Annotated in this window: 15 protein-coding genes and 2 pseudogenes; all 17 read left to right on the top strand. The window is 55.8% G+C overall.

Translation table 11 applies throughout. The features are described 5' to 3' along the window. Nucleotides 1–12: 12 nt before the first annotated feature. The 17 genes and pseudogenes from NE584_RS06020 to NE584_RS05940 all read left to right on the top strand — a co-directional run bounded on the left by NE584_RS06020 (nucleotide 13) and on the right by NE584_RS05940 (nucleotide 17,023). Nucleotides 13–339, top strand: coding sequence for a DUF5713 family protein (locus tag NE584_RS06020; RefSeq protein WP_050623996.1), 327 nt, complete (start codon nucleotides 13–15; stop codon nucleotides 337–339). A 5-nt stretch (nucleotides 340–344) separates the two neighbouring features. Further along, a pseudogene (locus tag NE584_RS19840) lies at nucleotides 345–533 on the top strand (DUF4241 domain-containing protein); the annotation flags it as partial. A 2,559-nt stretch (nucleotides 534–3,092) separates the two neighbouring features. After that, nucleotides 3,093–3,893 carry a DUF4241 domain-containing protein gene (locus tag NE584_RS06015; RefSeq protein WP_256182269.1) on the top strand — a complete coding sequence of 267 codons (801 nt, stop codon included), beginning with the start codon at nucleotides 3,093–3,095 and terminating at the stop codon, nucleotides 3,891–3,893. Nucleotides 3,894–3,904: 11 nt separating this feature from the next. Further along, nucleotides 3,905–4,864 (top strand): NTF2 fold immunity protein, encoded by a 960-nt coding sequence (locus tag NE584_RS06010; protein WP_256182171.1) that lies wholly within the window; start codon nucleotides 3,905–3,907, stop codon nucleotides 4,862–4,864. Between the two features lie 11 nt (nucleotides 4,865–4,875). Next, nucleotides 4,876–5,112, top strand: coding sequence for a hypothetical protein (locus NE584_RS06005; RefSeq protein WP_256182170.1), 237 nt, complete (start codon nucleotides 4,876–4,878; stop codon nucleotides 5,110–5,112). A gap of 15 nt (nucleotides 5,113–5,127) precedes the next feature. After that, a pseudogene (locus NE584_RS06000) lies at nucleotides 5,128–6,609 on the top strand (hypothetical protein). Between the two features lie 12 nt (nucleotides 6,610–6,621). Further along, nucleotides 6,622–7,221, top strand: coding sequence for a hypothetical protein (locus NE584_RS05990; protein WP_256182167.1), 600 nt, complete (start codon nucleotides 6,622–6,624; stop codon nucleotides 7,219–7,221). 2 nt (nucleotides 7,222–7,223) lie between these two features. Beyond that, entirely contained in the window at nucleotides 7,224–7,460 is a 237-nt protein-coding gene (locus tag NE584_RS05985) for a hypothetical protein (protein WP_193955471.1), read from the top strand. A 25-nt stretch (nucleotides 7,461–7,485) separates the two neighbouring features. Further along, entirely contained in the window at nucleotides 7,486–8,355 is an 870-nt protein-coding gene (locus NE584_RS05980) for an NADAR family protein (RefSeq protein ID WP_256182166.1), read from the top strand. Further along, nucleotides 8,343–8,801, top strand: a complete 459-nt coding sequence (locus tag NE584_RS05975) for a C-GCAxxG-C-C family protein (RefSeq protein ID WP_256182164.1) — start codon at nucleotides 8,343–8,345, stop codon at nucleotides 8,799–8,801. Before NE584_RS05980 ends, NE584_RS05975 begins: the two co-directional genes overlap by 13 nt. A 22-nt stretch (nucleotides 8,802–8,823) precedes the next feature. Next, a complete protein-coding gene (locus tag NE584_RS05970; RefSeq protein ID WP_256182162.1) occupies nucleotides 8,824–9,138 on the top strand; it encodes a hypothetical protein in 315 nt (104 codons plus the stop codon). After that, complete coding sequence (locus NE584_RS05965) at nucleotides 9,135–9,575, top strand: Imm51 family immunity protein (protein WP_256182161.1); 441 nt, start codon at nucleotides 9,135–9,137, stop codon at nucleotides 9,573–9,575. Before NE584_RS05970 ends, NE584_RS05965 begins: the two co-directional genes overlap by 4 nt. Further along, entirely contained in the window at nucleotides 9,572–9,835 is a 264-nt protein-coding gene (locus NE584_RS05960) for a hypothetical protein (RefSeq protein WP_050623985.1), read from the top strand. The genes NE584_RS05965 and NE584_RS05960 overlap by 4 nt, the downstream gene beginning before the upstream one ends. Nucleotides 9,836–9,845: 10 nt before the next feature. Beyond that, a complete protein-coding gene (locus NE584_RS05955) occupies nucleotides 9,846–10,169 on the top strand; it encodes a hypothetical protein (RefSeq protein ID WP_256182160.1) in 324 nt (107 codons plus the stop codon). After that, entirely contained in the window at nucleotides 10,166–10,495 is a 330-nt protein-coding gene (locus NE584_RS05950) for a hypothetical protein (RefSeq protein ID WP_256182158.1), read from the top strand. Before NE584_RS05955 ends, NE584_RS05950 begins: the two co-directional genes overlap by 4 nt. Nucleotides 10,496–10,567: 72 nt before the next feature. Further along, nucleotides 10,568–16,207, top strand: a complete 5,640-nt coding sequence (locus NE584_RS05945) for a DUF2185 domain-containing protein (protein WP_256182157.1) — start codon at nucleotides 10,568–10,570, stop codon at nucleotides 16,205–16,207. Between the two features lie 45 nt (nucleotides 16,208–16,252). After that, on the top strand, nucleotides 16,253–17,023 hold the full coding sequence (locus NE584_RS05940; protein WP_256182155.1) for a hypothetical protein: 771 nt from the start codon (nucleotides 16,253–16,255) through the stop codon (nucleotides 17,021–17,023). Nucleotides 17,024–17,088 lie beyond the last annotated feature (65 nt).

Here is a 17,088-nt window from a genome sequence, read left to right as displayed (position 1 = left end):
GGAGCAATTCCTATGAAATCATTTGACCCCAATTACAAACTGCTGGACGAGATGTATCAGGACGATTACTATCCTGCTTTTCTGGTGGACAAGGTAAAGGACGAGCTTCAGAAGGTCATCGATCTGCTGGAGAGCGGCGAAACCGCCACCGGAGTGGTGCAGGAGACACTGGACGAGGCGGTCTGCGGCATCAATGATCTCCAGGAGGAGTTTGACGAGAACGACAGCGAGATCGAAACGGTGGCACGGGAATGCATTGCGGCAGCCGTGGCCTATATTCTGGAGTGGTTCAATATCCCCATTGACACTGAGGAGGCCATCCGGGAAAGAGACTGGTGATACCCATGGCAGAAAAAGAACTGGTCATTTGCGATGAGTGCGGCAGCCTGTTTTTCAAAGGCTCCTCACAGATGATGGGGCTGTGTCCGGAATGTGCCCATATTCTCTATGGCTACCCGAATTGTCCCCATCATTTTCAGAATGGCCGGTGCGTGAACTGCTGCTGGGACGGCTCAGAAAGTGAGTACATTAAACACCTAAAAAAAGATTGAAAGAGGAAGCTATCTGCGAAAGGAGCTGGTGACGACTATGGCGTGGGGAGAATGTCCGCGATTTGACCATATGGCTGTCACTGTACCCAGCAGACCAGAAAAAGAGGAGACTTGCTTATGGCTGACTTCAAGCAACAGATCGACGACGCGCTGGACATTCTGAAATTTGACGGAGCTGTGCAGGACACTCTGGCCGAACTTCGAGAAAAATGGAGCGCACAGGTCCCGATGCTGCTGGAGGAACGCTTTGATGCCGTCGGCGTCCAGTATATGAAACTGCCCCACGAAAAGGGTGTGGACGCTCTGGGTCAGGAGCTGTCCGCCTTCGGCTGGGCACTATATAACCTGGATGCAGAGGACGAGTATCTGTTTATCCTGATCCCAGAGGAAGAACGCAGCGAACTGGAACACTTTTGTAAAAAGCATGGGCAATACTGCCGCCTGATGAAACAGCCCGGACGAAAATGGGGCGCCCATGCCAAAGAGCAGGACCCCGGGGCTCTGATGCCCTGCGAGGAATACATCCTTGAGACCGAGCACGACTATTTCTTCAATTCTCTGGCAGGGGACTTTGCGGCCGGGGAATGGAAAAGCATCCATTCCGAGGAATGGAAATATGGTTGTGTGGCAGATCTGCGCTGCCGTCCGCCGAAACTGACCCGCTCCATGAGTCTATGCCATTTCGGGTGCATTTCCTATTCGAATCAAACCGGGCTGTATGCCGCTTCAAGGGCCTCCGCAAGTGGAGTGATTGGAAAGGCATTGCTATGCAAAAACCCCAATACTCTAAACTTTTTTGAGCCTTCCCCCATCGGATATGAGGGCGCACCGAAATCTTTTTTCTGGGCCGACTATTCCCTCTGGGTGGGCGATCCCACCAACGCTACACGGATTGAACTGACCGGCCGGGGCACCTGCCAGGATGTAAAAAACTGGCCGCTACACAAGGATGGCTGGAGCGGCACCTACCACTGCGGCATCACGGCGGACGGGCTTGGCCGGATCTATTTTTCCAATGAGTGGTACAAGGGGCACATTTACCGCTGGGAAAATGGCAAGGTCACGGAGCACCCCTTCCCTTTGTACGGATACGACCACCTCTCCGAAGCAGTTCCCGTTCCCGGCACAGGCCGCATCTACATGATCCACGCCGTCAGCGGCAAGTGGCGGGTGAAGGAATGCCTGCTGGAGCTGGACATGGACACCGGGCGGTGCCGAATCGCCGACCTGCCCGGAATGGGAGAGGGGCTGAAACTTCGCTGGTTTACCGAAGATTGGCTGCTGGTGCAGGGAAACGGCGAGATCCTCTCTGATGATTTTGCCCAGCTTATCAACATGAGCACAAGGGAGGTGCTGCGCATCCGTCCGGGGATGTTCGGAGGCGAAAAGATGCAGCACATTGGAGTGCTCACCGATGGAACGGTGGTCATCGTCACCCGACGGAATGGCGTGGGGCCGGTGTTCCGTTACCCCACCGACTTCTGGGGTTTCCTGCGGACGGCGAACAAGCCCCGAAGGCTGGAGCCCTGGCGGGAGTATGCAGAAACTTATCCGAATCTGCCCTTCTTCCTCCCAGGGAAGGAATCCAAATTGCCACAGAAGTGTGCAGACAACCGGCTGGACATGGGAAAAATGCTGCTTCGTCCCCAGTTTGACCAGCTCTCCCCTGAGAAAAGACAAGCTCTCATGGAGCAGCTTTCAGAGCAGTACCACCTGGATTTTGTGCGGATAGAGCACTTTGACCGCTGGGGCCAGAGCTGCACCACTGGAATCTTCAGGAAGGATGGCCGGGAGTTTGTCTTTGTTCCCGGTGATACCGTTACCCTTGGCTGGGACAGGTTTGCCGTGGGACTGAATCAGGAGAGCCGGGCGGAATTAGAGTACCTGTTTCAAGAATGGGAACTGGAGCAGGACCCGGCAGAATTCATTGGAGAAAGCATGGCTCCCGTCCGGCAGGCGGCCATCGGCCCCATGCTGGTGGGCCGGGAGTTGGAGGAACTTTGCTGGGAGCCGGTTCAGATGGAAAATCCCAGATTGACTGCCCACCCTGACTGGCTGAGGCAGTTCCGTGATTTTGCCTGGAGTGACCTTGACAGCCTTACCTTACATCAATCAGCCCGTATAGATCGAACAGAAACGGGCTTTCAGATCTGGATCTATAACCGTACAGACTACCATGCGCTTCTTGAACAGTTGGAAAAGCAAGGTCTTTCACTGCCTACGGCGGATGAGTGGGCCTACCTGTGCGGCGGCGGGTGCCGTACTCTGTTCCCCTGGGGAGATGGGCTGGACTACTCCATGCGCCTGCACTGGTTTGAGGACATGGATGAGGAGCAGGACAGACCCTATGACATGGAGCAGCCCAACTTCTTCGGTCTGTCCATCGCCTACGACCCCTACATGCGGGAAGTGGTGCAGGCTGACAAACTCACCACCTGCGGCGGAGACGGCGGGCGCAGTATCTGCGGCGGACTGGGGCCGTTCCTGGGGTTTCTGCCCTGTTCCCCGCACTGCAAGCCGGAAGTGCAGGAGGACAATGACCTGAACGGCGACTATGACTTTTACCGGCCCATCATCCGGGTGGACCCGGGACCGAAAGGAGATACCGATATGCCTACCACAGAATGGCTGAACAAATACGAATCTATCAAGGACAAGCTGGCCTGCAAAACGGACCTGGAAGCCCATTTTACAGAAAAAGTGATTGGGAGCATGGGGGTGGATGTGCTGGACATCGGCACCGTCCATTTCCCCACCGGGCAGATATTCGCCTGCGATCCGCTGGTGGAGCTGGAGGATACACCGCCCTTTATACAGACCATTCCTGCCGGGACTTATCCCGTGAAGATCTGCGTGGTGCCCAGTGAGAAATACGGCGACCGCTACGCCTGCGTCAAGGTGGAGGTCAGCCAGGAAAAGCCTGTCCGCTATGAGCTGGGTATGACAGGCAGCGAGGAGCTGGACGCGGCGATTGGAGATGATGACTACTTCGGCTTTGGCGTAGACGCCGGGATGGGCTGTGTGGCGGACATCCAGACCCAGGCGGCCTTTAAGGCATACTGGACCAAGCGGCTGGAGGAAGCCCCGGACATCGACCCCTACAACGACCTGTTCTGTGACTTGCTGGAGGAAAACGCCAAAGCCCACCCCAAATATCAGGGAGACTGCGGCGACTGGCTCAACTGGACAGTGCCGGACACCGACTGCAACCTGCCCATCTTCGCCTCTGGCTGGGGCGACGGTTACTATCCCGTCTACTTCGGCTACGACGCCAAGGGCGAAGTCTGCGCCGTGTATGTGCGGTTCATCGATATTGAAGCCAGCTACAAAGAGCAGGAATAAGGAGGTAAGCAATGGAATTACCAAAACGGGCCAGAACAGCAGACTGGGAAAACGGTGTTCTGACCTTAGACGGAGAGAAGCAGTTTGAAGTCCCGGAGCTGCCCCCGGAGATCATGGAGCGGCTGGCTGGTTACACCCTGGTGGGCTTCCATGTGAAAGGCTATCCAGTGACGGATGAACTGCTGACGCCCTTTGCCGGACATAAAAATATGGTCAATTTCGGTGTAGAGAACGGCGCCCTCACCGACGCCTGCTTTCCGGTCTTTGCCGCCATGCCCAAGCTGCGCTATCTGATTCTGGACGGCAACGCCGGAATCAACGGCAGCGGCCTGGCCGCCCTGCAAGGCGGCAAGCTGGACCTTCTGACCCTCAACCGCACCGGACTGGACGATGCCGGGCTGCTTCAGGCGGCCTCCATCCCCAAGCTCTCCCACATCCAGATGGACCATACCGCAATTACCTACGAGGGCCTGCTGGCCATCGCAGGCAACAATTACATCAAGCCGGTGGCCCATGTGCAGTTCACCCAGGAGCAGATGGAACACTTCTCCCAGCTCCAGCGGGAAAAGGCCAAAAAGCCCGTCCAGCTGGATGAGCAGGCGGCGGCGGAATGCCGCAGGGTGCTGTCCGCTTTCTTTGCCGAGATGACAGAATGGGAGCAGTACATGGAGCAGGCCGGGTTTGAAGACGCCGAGGCTGTGCCCCGCCTGCTGGCGATCTGGGAGAAGTATGTGAGCGAAAAGCCCCGTCCGGGCTACCGGCCCCTGGGCCTCTCGTACAGTGCCCAGGGCACCTATAAGGGGGAGCAGTTCCTGGACGCGGAGCAGATCACCAAGAACAAGCTCTACCTCTACACCATAGAGAAAAACACCGGCTTCGACCGCCGCTTTCTCATGAAGCGTGTGGGCGAGGGCTGGAGGATCGACGGACTGCAGGAGCGGCTGAACGGCTGGCAGCGAACAGGATTGTGAGGAAATAAACTATGACTTGGAAATTTGAAACAGCAGGCCCAGACGGTCAATGCAAATTGTTCGGCGTAAACATCTTTGATTACAACTGGCATAACTGCCATGAGGCAGCGAGAGTGATAGACCCCCATTACGGCCTGGAGAAAGTATTTCATGTCTATGAGGCAGAGATTGATGGACAAATCCGACGCTTCGCCGCTGGAGAGTTCTCCAACTGCGTATGGGGATTCTATCTGGAAAAGAACGGATGAGAGGAGCGTGGCGCCATGAAAGCCAGCACCGGAGAGGTCTATACGGTCTACAACCAATATCTGAAACGCTACACCGCCTGCCAGATGGCCTATATTGCGCCGCCGGACTCGGTGAGCAAGCAGCCCTGGGCGGTGGTCCTCTCTCTGGACTGGGTGGGTGACGCCCCTCTGACTGCGGAGGAACTACCCCATCTCCGCCCGCTCTACAAGGACTTCATGTACTGGTCCCGTGACCTCCACCTGCTGCGGGTGCCGATGGAGGTCCCGCCCCAGTACGCGCTGGTGGGCACACTTCCACCCTTCACCGACCAGCCCTGCCGCTCCTACGGCGGCTGGAGTGACGGCTATGATGCGTATCTCCAGATCCGGTGGCAGGCCATCCCGGAGGAGCGGCGGCGGGTCTTCAAGGAGGCCGCGGAGAGCGACGGGGTGACGGAGATCGGCGGTATCCCGGTGAAGGTCAGCAGCCATCGGATCATGGACCAGCACGAGCCATTCGACTCGGCGCTGGAACTAAAGGCGCTGCCCTGCCTCTCCGACCTCATCTGCCAGCGGTGGCACCCGGATCTGCTGGAGTTTTTGCGGGATAATCCCTTTGTTAATAAAGTGACTTTGCTGAACCACGGTCAGAGGACACTTGATCTGCGGGGCACCAGCATCAGAAAGCTGATGCTGGACATGACCGGGCTGGAGGAACTGTGGCTGTGTGAGGGAACGGAGCAGCTCCTATTCCAGAACAAGGGGCCGGACGCCTGTACCATACATGCCCCCGAAGGCGGCAGCGGTCTGACCCTCCAATTTATCGGGGAATACCGCCCGCACACGGAACTGCTGAACCTATGGGGGTTGCATGGCATCCAGCTGAAGGACTTTGATCTGACCGGACTGGCTGCGGTCCATCCCCACCTGAAGGAGCTGCGGCTCTGGGGTGCGCCGGGAAACCTGGGGAACTTCTCCGCCGTGGGAGGGTTCCAGGAACTGACGAACCTCTCCACCTTTGACCTGTTCGGCTTTGGCGCAGCTGACATCCCCACCCCGGAGCAGATGCCGTAGCTTCGCTGGTTCTGGATGACCAGCCTGCCGGAGACGGCGGCAAAAGCGGCAAAGCAGCTCTGGAAAGGCAAGCCGGGAATGGACCTGCGGATCACCAAGCCCCGGAAACCGGAGTGGCTGGCGCAAAACCTGGATAATCCATTCCGAGGCTGGGACGGTGCGGAGCATATCCCCGCCTCCGCTGCGAAAAAGGCAGCCAATCAATACCGCAAGACCCGTTCCCAGCTGATGAAGCTGGCCGCTGAACCGGGCGAGGACGCCCAGGCCCAGGCGCTGGATGCGGTGACAGCCTATACCCAGACCTTCAACAAGATGGGCTTTATCGAAACCGAGGAGCGGGATGAAATTTACATGGCCCTGCGGGGTATTCTGGATACCCTGCCGGGTGATACGCTCCAGAAAGATGCCCTGATTGAGAAGTTCGATGAGCTTCGTGATTTTTGAGGATGTGAGTCTATGATCCGAATCATCGATGAACCCTATTTCACCCACAGTGCCTACAGCGCCTTCACCACCGGTATCCAGGTAAAATGCCCCAAGTGCCATGGCGCGGGTGTGGTGACAGCGGATGAGGATGACGCCTATTTCCGCTGCTTGAGCTGCGGCCACCGGATGACGCAGGATCGGACGGTCTACCGCTATGATGTCCATAACCAATGCAGGAACTGCGGCAGGTACTATCGGGTGGATATTGAAGATGAGGCAAAGCAGCGCTTTCCCGTCCTCCATGTGGCCTGTCCCTACTGTGGGAAAACCATGCCGGGGGAGGTACACAAGACGGTGGAGGCTTTCTCCTATGGTGCGGAGATTCAGGGCGGCAAGGACCCCTGGTTCGGCCTGGAACTTTGGTTTTTGACCTTCTTCCAGGGTAAGCCGGTCTGGGCCCTCAACCGGGAGCACCTTGCCTATCTGATCGACTATCTCAGCGCCGACCTGCGGGAAAAGCCGATGGGAAGAGCGAAAATGACCCAGGCTGACCATCTCCCCACCTTCATGAAAACCGCAAAGAACCGGGAGCGGATCGTGAAGCTGCTGAAGAAGCTGCAGGAGGGATAAGGATGGAGCAGAAAGTTATTTATAACGGCCAAATTCTTACTCTGACCCGGTTTTGGGCGACAGGAGAACCCTGCCTGTGGATCACCGACCCACAGCAAATCGGAATGCCAAAAATGGAGTTTGTAGGAGGCCACCCGGACGAATACTGCATTTTCCTGAAAAATCTGACGGAAACAGAGCTGTCACAGATCACATCCTTGGACGGTGCTCCACTGGATGTGAGAGAAGAACTGCGATAACACTGAACAGAAAAGGAGAACCCCTATGGCACTACAAGATAAGAAAATCATGCCTCCCCCTTGGCTGGCCCACCGGGAGATCGAGCGATACTCCATTGGCTGGCGCATGGGCTATGGGGAGGAAACCATATACCGATTTGGCGATTGGCTGGACACCCTCTCCCCGGAGGAGCGGACGGAATACCGCAGCCTCTTTCCCGAGCCGGTGACCTGGAAGGGCTGGTGGGATGACGAGGACAGCGGCGAGGTGCTGGAGCATGGTGACTTCTTGGTGGATGCGTGGCAGCCGGAGGGTCAGCCAAAGTACACCCGCCAGTGGCTCCAGCAGGAGTTTACCGCGGGGAGAACGCGAGAGCTGTGCCTGTTCTGGGGCCATCAGCCTTCCGAGGACGGCCAGCTGACAAAAAGCTGCCTCAGCCAGTGGTGGATGGAGGATTTCTGGTCCATCGCCGACACCTATCTCTGCATGGAGCAGTATATGATGGCGGGCAAAGCCCAGCTGTTTGGCGATAGTGAAATCCGGGAGCAGATTTTGAAATGCAGCGATCCTAAACAGATCAAGGCCCTGGGCCGCAAGGTGCGGGGCTTTGACCAGAAGGTATGGGACAAGTTCAAATACGCCATTGTGCTGAATGGCAACTGGTGCAAATTCAGCCAGAACCGCGAACTGCGGGAGTTTCTCCTCTCCACCGGGGACAGTGTGCTGGTGGAGGCCAGCCCCTACGATGCCATCTGGGGCATCCGGCTCCCTGCCAGCTCCCCGGAGTCCCAGGACCCGATGAAGTGGCGGGGACGGAACCTACTTGGCTTTGCGCTGATGGAGGTGCGGGACGAGCTGCGCCGGGTGACACAGAATGAAACGCTTTGCGATTGGAGTACAGTATGGCAGAAATGAAACTTTATGAACTGGTCAACCACTATCACATCGGCACGGAACTGACCTGCGCCGAGGCGATGTTCCTGGCCTGCAATGAATATTACCACCTGAATTTGTCTGAGGAGACCCGGAAGATGTTCTCCGTCATGGGCCTTGGGATGCAGACTGAACAGTCCTGCTGCGGCGCTTTCACTGTGGCGGTGGGGATCATCGGTCTGATGACCGCCAAAGAGGGCCAGACCGATGTAGACAACATGGAAGGCTACCAGATGATTGCTGAATTGACGGATTTCATGCTGGGCTTCTATGGAACGCTCCACTGTGTCGAGCTGCAAAAGCTGGAAATCGTGGGGTATGAAAACCCATGCCACGCCATTGTGGAGGCGCTGGCCAAAAAGCTGGAGGAGCTGCTGGCGGGCCGCAGGATCTTCCGCCCGGCAAATATGGAACAAATCGGTTCATGATATGCCGGAAAGAGGTAAGTCCATGTCTAAACTATCACAGGAAGAAGTACAATCACTTCGCAGCAGGATCTGCCACAGAGACCAGGAACTGATTTCCACTCTGACACCGGAGCAATTCCTTGCCCTGCTGTCTTACGACTATGATACCGGCTTCGCGGCCGGCAAAGCCTCCGCGCAGAAGGAGATTCTCTGTATGCTGGCGGTGGACGGGATGCCCCCGGAGAAAATTGCCCTACTGCTGCGGATGGAGGCGGAGACGGCGCGGGAGATTCTGGCCGCCAAGCAGGCCCACATTGAGAAATGCAGAAAGAGACTGGAACAGGGGGCGAAGCCATGAAAGACCTCTCCCAATACGGAAACCGGCGGGAGAGCGAATGGGAGATCCTTCCATGGATACCCGATCCGCGCCCGCCATTCAAAATCTGGGTGGAGCCGGAGAAGATCGCGCCATTTTTTCTCATTCCCCACCACCCCTATGCGATCTCCCTTCTGCTGAAGATCAGCGACGGATTCCGGACAGAGGAATTCCGACGGCTGGGACTGACCGGCAGCAGCGGAGACTGGGAACGGCTGGTCCAGGGCGTGATCCGGGAGTTTGAGGAAAACAACAGCGGAGAGGATCTGTTTCACTTTGACTCCGACGAAGATGTGTTCTGCGTGTACTCCCAATATATCGATGATTTGATGCTGCTATCCAAGATGATCCGGGCGGCCTGTGACAATGAAAAAACGATGGGGATGTATCTGAACATGAGTGAGGCTGCGAAAGCATGAAAGAGTTGACCACTCATAAAGGGATAACAGTAAAATGCAGTAAAACGGCCATTGAATTTTTCCAAAATGCTCAATCAGTGGATTTCTTTTCTGTGTTGGAGATTCCAGAGGAATTCCAAGGTATAGCGGTTGAGTTTTATGATTTGATTCTGGAAAACGATCATCCCACAGCTTTGCTGGGCTGTCAGGGCGATTATGACATTGCGGTACAGATGAATGAGTTGACCGGCACTATGTCGGGGTGGCATTGGTTCAAATGAGGGAAATGGAATGATCGAGTACATCAAACTCTTTTGGGAGGACGCACCGGAGGGAGAACCGCCGGTCATCTTCTATGAAGTGGATACCGAAAATGAGCGGCTGGCCCATCGCTCCATTGACATCTTTGCAGACGGCCACACCCGCAACATCCCCGACCTTTACGCCGGTGCCATCGAGATCACGCCGATCCCCACCGTAGATGAACTGAACGCCCATGTCTGGGGCGAGGAATTCCACGCCTGCACCATAGAGAAAGCGGAATTTGAGGCCATCTGGGACAGCCGCACCTATAATGGAGAAATAAAAGGCCCGTGTCGCAGAGGCGGAATATGAGAAATAAGGAACATGAGCTCGCATGGCAAAAAGTAATAGAAGCCTGCATGGAGGATGTGAAACACCACTTTTCTGACATCCAGCAGGCCATTGAGTTTGGCTGGTACATCCAGCCGGACAACTACTTTGTGTCCTACATCTTTGCTACCGACGCGCAATTAGAGGCGGCGCGGCGGAGCGGCCTGACGGAAACCATCAATTCCTATCACAGAGAGCAGCTGACAAAGCGCCATTACCCCATTGAGGGAATCAAGGACTGTACCTTTGCCTCCCAGGAGGAATGTGACCGGGAATTTGGCGGGAATTGGTACTACTACTACAAATAATGGAGTTTGCATTATGACTTCATCGGCCATTGTGACGGAGATGAGTGGCCGGAATAAAAGGAGGCGTGACAGATGTATATCAAAAAATACTGGGGCAACTTTATTGGAGGCTCGGATGACAGCCTGAACCTTGTGGCCTTTTTAGAGGATCAGAAAAAGAAGGAAATCTCCCTCAGCGAGATTTTTGCCAAGATCGGTCTGGACAAGCAGAACTGGGATTTCCACCAGACCGTGGAGTATCTGGAGTTCACCCACTCTAATGGCGTGGAGATGGACTTTCACTTCGCCATTGATGTGGTCACCGACCTGGCCGCCATCCTGCTGGAGTGCAGCGTCAGCGGCAGTGTGAGCCTTCAGGATCTGGACGAGTACAACACCCCCGCCCGCCGTATCCGCATCACCGCCACGCCAGGGGAGCATGACGCCATGAACAAGGCTTTGGCGGATTTCGCGCAGAACCCACTGGAATATGACCTCAGTGAGATGATGGACGAGGGGGAGATCCAGGAGATGGCTCGGGATGTGGAATCCCTGCGGAAGGAACTGTACGACGCCGCTGGCCGCAACCGGGACTACCATGTGAAAGCGGAGGATGTGAAACATCTGCTTCCCGACTGGGAGGGTGCCGATGGCTGCATCGCCACCAACCGCATCACGGTGGAGGGCTACAAGGTTGGCTACTGCTATCGGGAGAAGCCGGACGGCGGCTGGGACAGCGGCTGGCGCTTCACTGCTGGTGACGAGAGCGAGGCGTACATGGACGACCCCAACAATGCCGGAATCTACAAGCTGAACACGATCTGCAACGACGATCCCGACATCATCCCTCTGCTGAACACCCCCGCCCCCTGCGCCTTTGAGCGGGATGAAAATGGCGTGTTCCAGCAGATCAAAGACTGGAAACCGGAACAGGACGAGGAGGACCCGGATATGGATATTTTGAAGCAGTGCCAGAAGTGGCATGAAAACGACGAACACCATAAAATTATTGACACTCTGGATGCTATTCCTTCCGAGGAGCGTACCCCGGAAATCGATATGGAGCTGGCCCGGGCCTACAACAATCTGGCGGACCCCAGTGAGCCGGAGGGAAGGAAGCTGCTTCACCGGGCAATGGAATTGATGAAGTCCCACGAGGAGGAACTGGGAGAAACTTATTCTTGGAATTTCCGCATGGGGTATGCCTATTATTATCTGGACCAGGAGGGCCGCGCTCTGCGGTATTTTGAAAAAGCTCTGGAACTGCATCCCGGTGATGATCCTAAGCTCAACACCCGACAGGACATTGAGGAACTGATCGACTGGTGCAGGAAGGGCATTTCCCTGCCGCAGTTCTCGGAGTGCTTCCGGGAACGGACAGAGGACTGGTGGGAAACCTTTGCCGAGATGGAAGCAGAATTGCGCCAGATGATGGACGAGGACAAAGACCACACCCGCGGCGCAGAACTCGTGGCCCAAATGGAAGAAACCCTGAATCTGATCTTTGATGAGATCTCCTTCGAGATGGGCTTCAACGGCGAGAAGTACGAGCTGATCCTCACCCCGGAGGGCGACAAGGTCAAGCTGTTTGAGCTGGTCTACTTCCAGAAGCACGCCCCCAAGGAGGTGCTGGAGCACTGGAACATCCTGGTGGGCCGTCACCCCCTCCAAAACATCGGCCTGCGTACCGAGGAGGGATGGAATATCACTGGGAATGATGTGCAGATTTGGCTGGAGGAGCAGGGTGAAAACAGCTTCGCCATCTCTGCCTACTGTGAAAAGCTGCTGCCTATGCTTCGGGAGGCGGAAGGCCGGGCCTGGTGGATGCTCACTACCCTCACCGACCAAGTGCTGGGTGAGATCCCCCACATGAGATACATAGACAGCTTTGATGTGCTGGAGGAGCCCAAGGCGGAGCCGTCCTTCCTCCTGTCCCAGCTGCCCGATATGCTGAAAGAAAAGGGAGCGACCCTCTCCACTGATCCAACTGCCTATCTGGAGAGCTATCTTGGCTACGAAATGAAAGCCAATGAAGACCCGGAAGCCGACTGGCGGCTGGATGTGATGGCCGGTTCCACCAACTGTGTGCCGCTCATCAACGGCTATTTGAATGTCGACAATGATTTTATGGACAATCTCCACGCTGACGGCGCGGTGGCAGGCTTCTTCTGCTATCCCCTGGATACCCTGCGGGAGGAGGAAGGAACGGAGAAGATCTTCGACTTCCGGGACAAACTGGAGGAAGTGTTCACCACCGGGGACGGCCCGGAAGTGCTCACCCTCACCGGCGGAGCCACCGGCCTCTACTGCGGATATGTAGACTTTATCGCCTGGGACATCCGGGCGGCTCTGGATAAGGCGAAAACCTTCTTCGGGGACAGTGACATCCCCTGGGCCAGCTTCCACACCTTCCGCCGGGAGGCTGGTACTGTGAGCCTGAAAACACCGCCCGAGGAGGAACCGGACGCTGAGGAGCAAGAGGATGAGCTGGACGAGGCGCTGACGGGCATGGACTATATCCCTTACACCCCAGAGAACGCGGAGGAGTTCTTCGCACAAATCGAGCAGTGGAACGACGAGGATGAGTACACTCGCTGCATCCAAGCATTGAACGCCGTCCCAGAGGACTGGCGAACCTATCGTATTGCCTATGCCATGGCACGGGCACTGGAAAACTATGCCATCATTGGGGATCACGATGAGGGGACCCCTAACTATAGGGGAGATAAAGCCCTGCGGCGGGCCATCGAGGCGCTGGAGTCCGTCCGGCAGGAAGGACAGGACAAGTCCCAGTGGAATATGCGGATGGCGTATGCCTATCAATATCTCTACGGACAGGAGGAAAAGGCCATCCCCTACGCCCAGCGTTGGGCGGAGCTGGACCCGGAGGATGAGGACGCCCCAGCGGTGATCCAAGCGTGTCAGGAGGAGATCGCAAAGCGGACCGAGGCAGAGACCGAGGACGAGAGTGACCACACAGGCGTCTTCACCGGCTTTGTGCTGCTGTCCAAGGGAGAATGGGACAAAGAGCAGTTCATCCGGGACATGAAGGAAAAATGGGACATCACCGTGGATGAATACGGCGCCAGTGAGGAGAAGGATGACGACGCACTGGTATTCGAGGTAGGTGATATGCTCGCCGCTGTCAGTCTGGCGGCCTATCCCATTCCCAACGGCGAAGCGGAACTGAACGCAGAAAACAATTATATGTGGGAGGATGCGGTCCAAGTTGCCAAGGAACACCGCGCCCATATCATGGTGGCTATTCTGGGCAAAGAGGAAAAGATTCTGGAGAAGGGTAAGCTCTTCACCAAGCTGGTGGCCGCCTGCTGCCGCCAGAAATACGCCACTGGCATCTACACCAGCGGTGTGGTATTTGAGCCTCGTTTCTATGAGGGCTTTGCCGATATGCTCAAAGAGGACGAACTGCCCATCTTCAACTGGGTCTGGTTCGGCCTGTACCGGAGCGAGGGCGGCTTGAACGGCTACACCTACGGTATGGATGTGTTCGGCAAGGAGGAAATGGAGGTGCTGAACACCGACGCCGAGCCGGAGGATCTGAGGGACTTTTTGGCAAGCCTTGCCTCCTATGTGCTGGCGTGTGATGTGATGCTGAAGGATGGCGAGACTATCGGCTTTTCTGCAGACGATAAGCACACCATCACCCGCAGCCCCGGTGTCAGTCTGCCGGAGGAGCAGATGACCCTGAAGATCTCCTGGGCGTCATCGGACGGTGACCCTGACGATGATGACGATGACCCGGACGATGAAGCACCCGAGGATGAAGAAACCGGTGTTCCCGAGGTCTACACCGAGGAGGAGATGGAGGCCGTCGAGGGGCACATTGATCAGTATTTCGGCAATGTTGAGAATGTGTTCCACGAGTTGGTTTCCCCCGACATCCATGTGGACATCTGCGTTGTTCCGCCTTCGGAGGAACGGGACTACTACACTCTGGTCACCATGGGTATGGGCGCCCACCGGATGAATGTGCCGGAGGAACTGGCGGAATATAAGCTGGAGCGGGCGGAGCTTGCCATCGCTCTGCCTGCGGACTGGAAGCTGGATCAGGAGTCCATGAAAGACGAAAAGTGGTACTGGCCCATCCGCCTGCTGAAATCCCTGGCCCGTCTGCCCATCAACTGTAACAGCTGGTTGGGGCATGGTCATACAGTGGAGAACCGGGAACCCTTTGCAGAAAACACTAAACTGTGCACTGCTACCCTGATCGGTCCCCAGAGTACGGAGGATGGCAGCGAGGTCTGCACCCTGCCGGGCGGCGAGGAGGTCAACTTCTATCAGGTCATTCCGCTTTATGAAGACGAGTTGGACTATAAACTGGAACATGATGTAGACGCTCTGCTGAACAAGATGAGGGGGATCAGTTTTGTCGTAAACCCCACTCGCCAGAATGCTATCACCCGTGGCACCCTTTCCAATGATGATTTTGACGGTGAGATGGACGACGCTTCCTATCACCTTGAGAGCATTGAGGAGAAGGAACTGCCTATTGACCCCATCAATGCTTATAACCACATGGCCATCTACCTGCGCTGGTGTATGGAGCACGACCTGATGGGCGAAGAATTCCTTGCCGAGTACAGTGATGTGGTAGAAAAGGTCAAGGCTGATCCGGCTGGCGTAGATCTGCGGGAGTTTATCCGGGATGAACTGGACGGGCAGTTGATAGGTCCGCTGTTCAATAAGATTGGCCGAGCATTTGCTTCCTACTATTATGGTGCATATTCCAATGGTCATGAAAGTCCATTCTTCCCCAGAGATATTGATGATTATGCCTTGGAATACTTCGGCTCAGAAAAGTATCACTCCGATGAGTTCCAGGATGAAGCCTACCTGTTCATCCCCTTTGACGAGGACTACTATCAGGCTATGGCAGAGGTGATCGAAGAACGCTTCACCAACTGGCAGGGACAGGACTTCGATGAGGACACGCTGGAGCCTTCCCAGGCAGCTCAGGCCATCATGGAGTATCTGGACTGCGAGTGTACCTATTTCCCATCCATGGCAGATGATGACCCCATTATGTCGGCATACAGCTATGCCAAACGGGAAAGTGTCAAAGAAGGCTTTGTGCCGGTGCTCATCAAGGCGGATGATGAAACGCTGTTGGAGTGCCTGGTAATGAACGCCGACCCGGAGAATGATGCGGACTGCTATGAATTTGACCCCAAAGCTGTGGAGGAGTACCGGAAGAAGATGCTCTCCACCTCCGTCAAAGACGGAAAGGCGGTTTTGGAGGAATTGACCGGCCAGCGCAGGGAAGAAGCCGAGGACGACGATTTGGACTGGGAGGAGGAAGTCCTGGGCGAGATGGAGGGCGGCTATGACAATGACCGCTTCTCCTGCTATTGGGATTCGGACAGCCACATGACCTACCCCCTCATTTTGGCCAAGATCCCGGTAAAGAACCCCTGGGAGATCTTCGCCTACCTGCCCTTCGGCAACTGGAACGAGTGTCCTGACACCCCGGCCCTGATGGCAGTGGCGAAACACTGGTTCGAGCAGTATGGCGCCATCCCTGCCGCTATGAGCCACGATGAGCTGGAGTTCCTGCTCCCGGCTCCCGTTCTTGAGGAGAGGGCCATGGAAGCTGCCACAGAACAGTACGGCTTCTGTCCGGACATTGTGGATCAGGAGCAGGATGACCCCACTGTGGGCAATCTGGCGGATGTCCTGCGGCAGTCCACCGTCTGGTACTTCTGGTGGGATTGATGGGCTGTATCGGAATGACGGAACAGCAACGATAGGAGGAACGTTATGAAAAACTTGCAGATACTGATGATGTGCTGTTTCCTGGTACTGCTGACTGCCTGCGGGCGGGAGGGCGGCACGGCCCAAACCCCTGTTGCTTCAGAGGAGATCACAGAGAGCATCACGCAAATGCCGGATGAACAGGAGAGTGAAGCCATGCCGGAAAATATGGAATTGGGGCTCACAGTGAACGGTGTTTATTATCCGATCCCGATTTCTTTTAAGCAGTTGACCGACGATGGTTGGAAAATCAGCGGGCAGACGCCCTATTTCCTGGAGCCGTTCGTGGGTGAAGAGTATTACGAAACGCGGGCAGATTGGTCCCTATCCAAAGATGGGCAGGAGATTCTGCCGGGTGGGTCCATCATCCGGCTCCTGGAAAAAGACGGGGTGTTGTTAGAGGTGACCATTACAAACCAGGTGTCCACAGGGTCGGATACGCCATCTCAAAAAATCGAAGATGGTGTGGTAGATTCCATGGTGGTTTTTTATGATGAGAAACACACCAGCATCAAATTGGATAATCAGGAACTGAACCATGTAACCCAGGATTATTTGATTGAGAGGTATCCTTCCAGTGATGGTTGGACTCATCTTCCCAACACATACAGCGATCATCCAGAGTTTGGGATTTCCACAGAATATACCATCGAAAATGATCTGGATCAGTACAGCAGAAGCATCACGATCGATTTTGATCTGGAGAACAAACCGTTCAAAGTAAGTGTATGTAATGAGACTCCTCTGGACCGTGCGGAACCCTCCCCACAGACTTGATGAGCGGACTTGCGTTTCCCAGAAACAGTCCGCCGTCTGGTACTTCTGGTGGGATTGATGGGAGA

Source organism: Clostridium sp. DFI.5.61 (assembly GCF_024462915.1).
GTDB lineage: Bacteria > Bacillota > Clostridia > Oscillospirales > Oscillospiraceae > Lawsonibacter > Lawsonibacter asaccharolyticus.
Note: the sequence above shows the minus strand (reverse complement) of the source record. Positions and strands in the feature narration are given on the sequence as shown.

Excerpts from the sequence above, each read along its gene's own strand:
- NE584_RS06020 (WP_050623996.1), top strand. The coding sequence starts at position 13 with ATGAAATCATTTGACCCCAATTACAAACTGCTGGACGAGATGTATCAG.
- NE584_RS06010 (WP_256182171.1), top strand. The coding sequence starts at position 3,905 with ATGGAATTACCAAAACGGGCCAGAACAGCAGACTGGGAAAACGGTGTT.
- NE584_RS06005 (WP_256182170.1), top strand. The coding sequence starts at position 4,876 with ATGACTTGGAAATTTGAAACAGCAGGCCCAGACGGTCAATGCAAATTG.
- NE584_RS05990 (WP_256182167.1), top strand. The coding sequence starts at position 6,622 with ATGATCCGAATCATCGATGAACCCTATTTCACCCACAGTGCCTACAGC.
- NE584_RS05985 (WP_193955471.1), top strand. The coding sequence starts at position 7,224 with ATGGAGCAGAAAGTTATTTATAACGGCCAAATTCTTACTCTGACCCGG.
- NE584_RS05980 (WP_256182166.1), top strand. The coding sequence starts at position 7,486 with ATGGCACTACAAGATAAGAAAATCATGCCTCCCCCTTGGCTGGCCCAC.
- NE584_RS05975 (WP_256182164.1), top strand. The coding sequence starts at position 8,343 with ATGGCAGAAATGAAACTTTATGAACTGGTCAACCACTATCACATCGGC.
- NE584_RS05970 (WP_256182162.1), top strand. The coding sequence starts at position 8,824 with ATGTCTAAACTATCACAGGAAGAAGTACAATCACTTCGCAGCAGGATC.
- NE584_RS05965 (WP_256182161.1), top strand. The coding sequence starts at position 9,135 with ATGAAAGACCTCTCCCAATACGGAAACCGGCGGGAGAGCGAATGGGAG.
- NE584_RS05960 (WP_050623985.1), top strand. The coding sequence starts at position 9,572 with ATGAAAGAGTTGACCACTCATAAAGGGATAACAGTAAAATGCAGTAAA.
- NE584_RS05955 (WP_256182160.1), top strand. The coding sequence starts at position 9,846 with ATGATCGAGTACATCAAACTCTTTTGGGAGGACGCACCGGAGGGAGAA.
- NE584_RS05950 (WP_256182158.1), top strand. The coding sequence starts at position 10,166 with ATGAGAAATAAGGAACATGAGCTCGCATGGCAAAAAGTAATAGAAGCC.
- NE584_RS05945 (WP_256182157.1), top strand. The coding sequence starts at position 10,568 with ATGTATATCAAAAAATACTGGGGCAACTTTATTGGAGGCTCGGATGAC.
- NE584_RS05940 (WP_256182155.1), top strand. The coding sequence starts at position 16,253 with ATGAAAAACTTGCAGATACTGATGATGTGCTGTTTCCTGGTACTGCTG.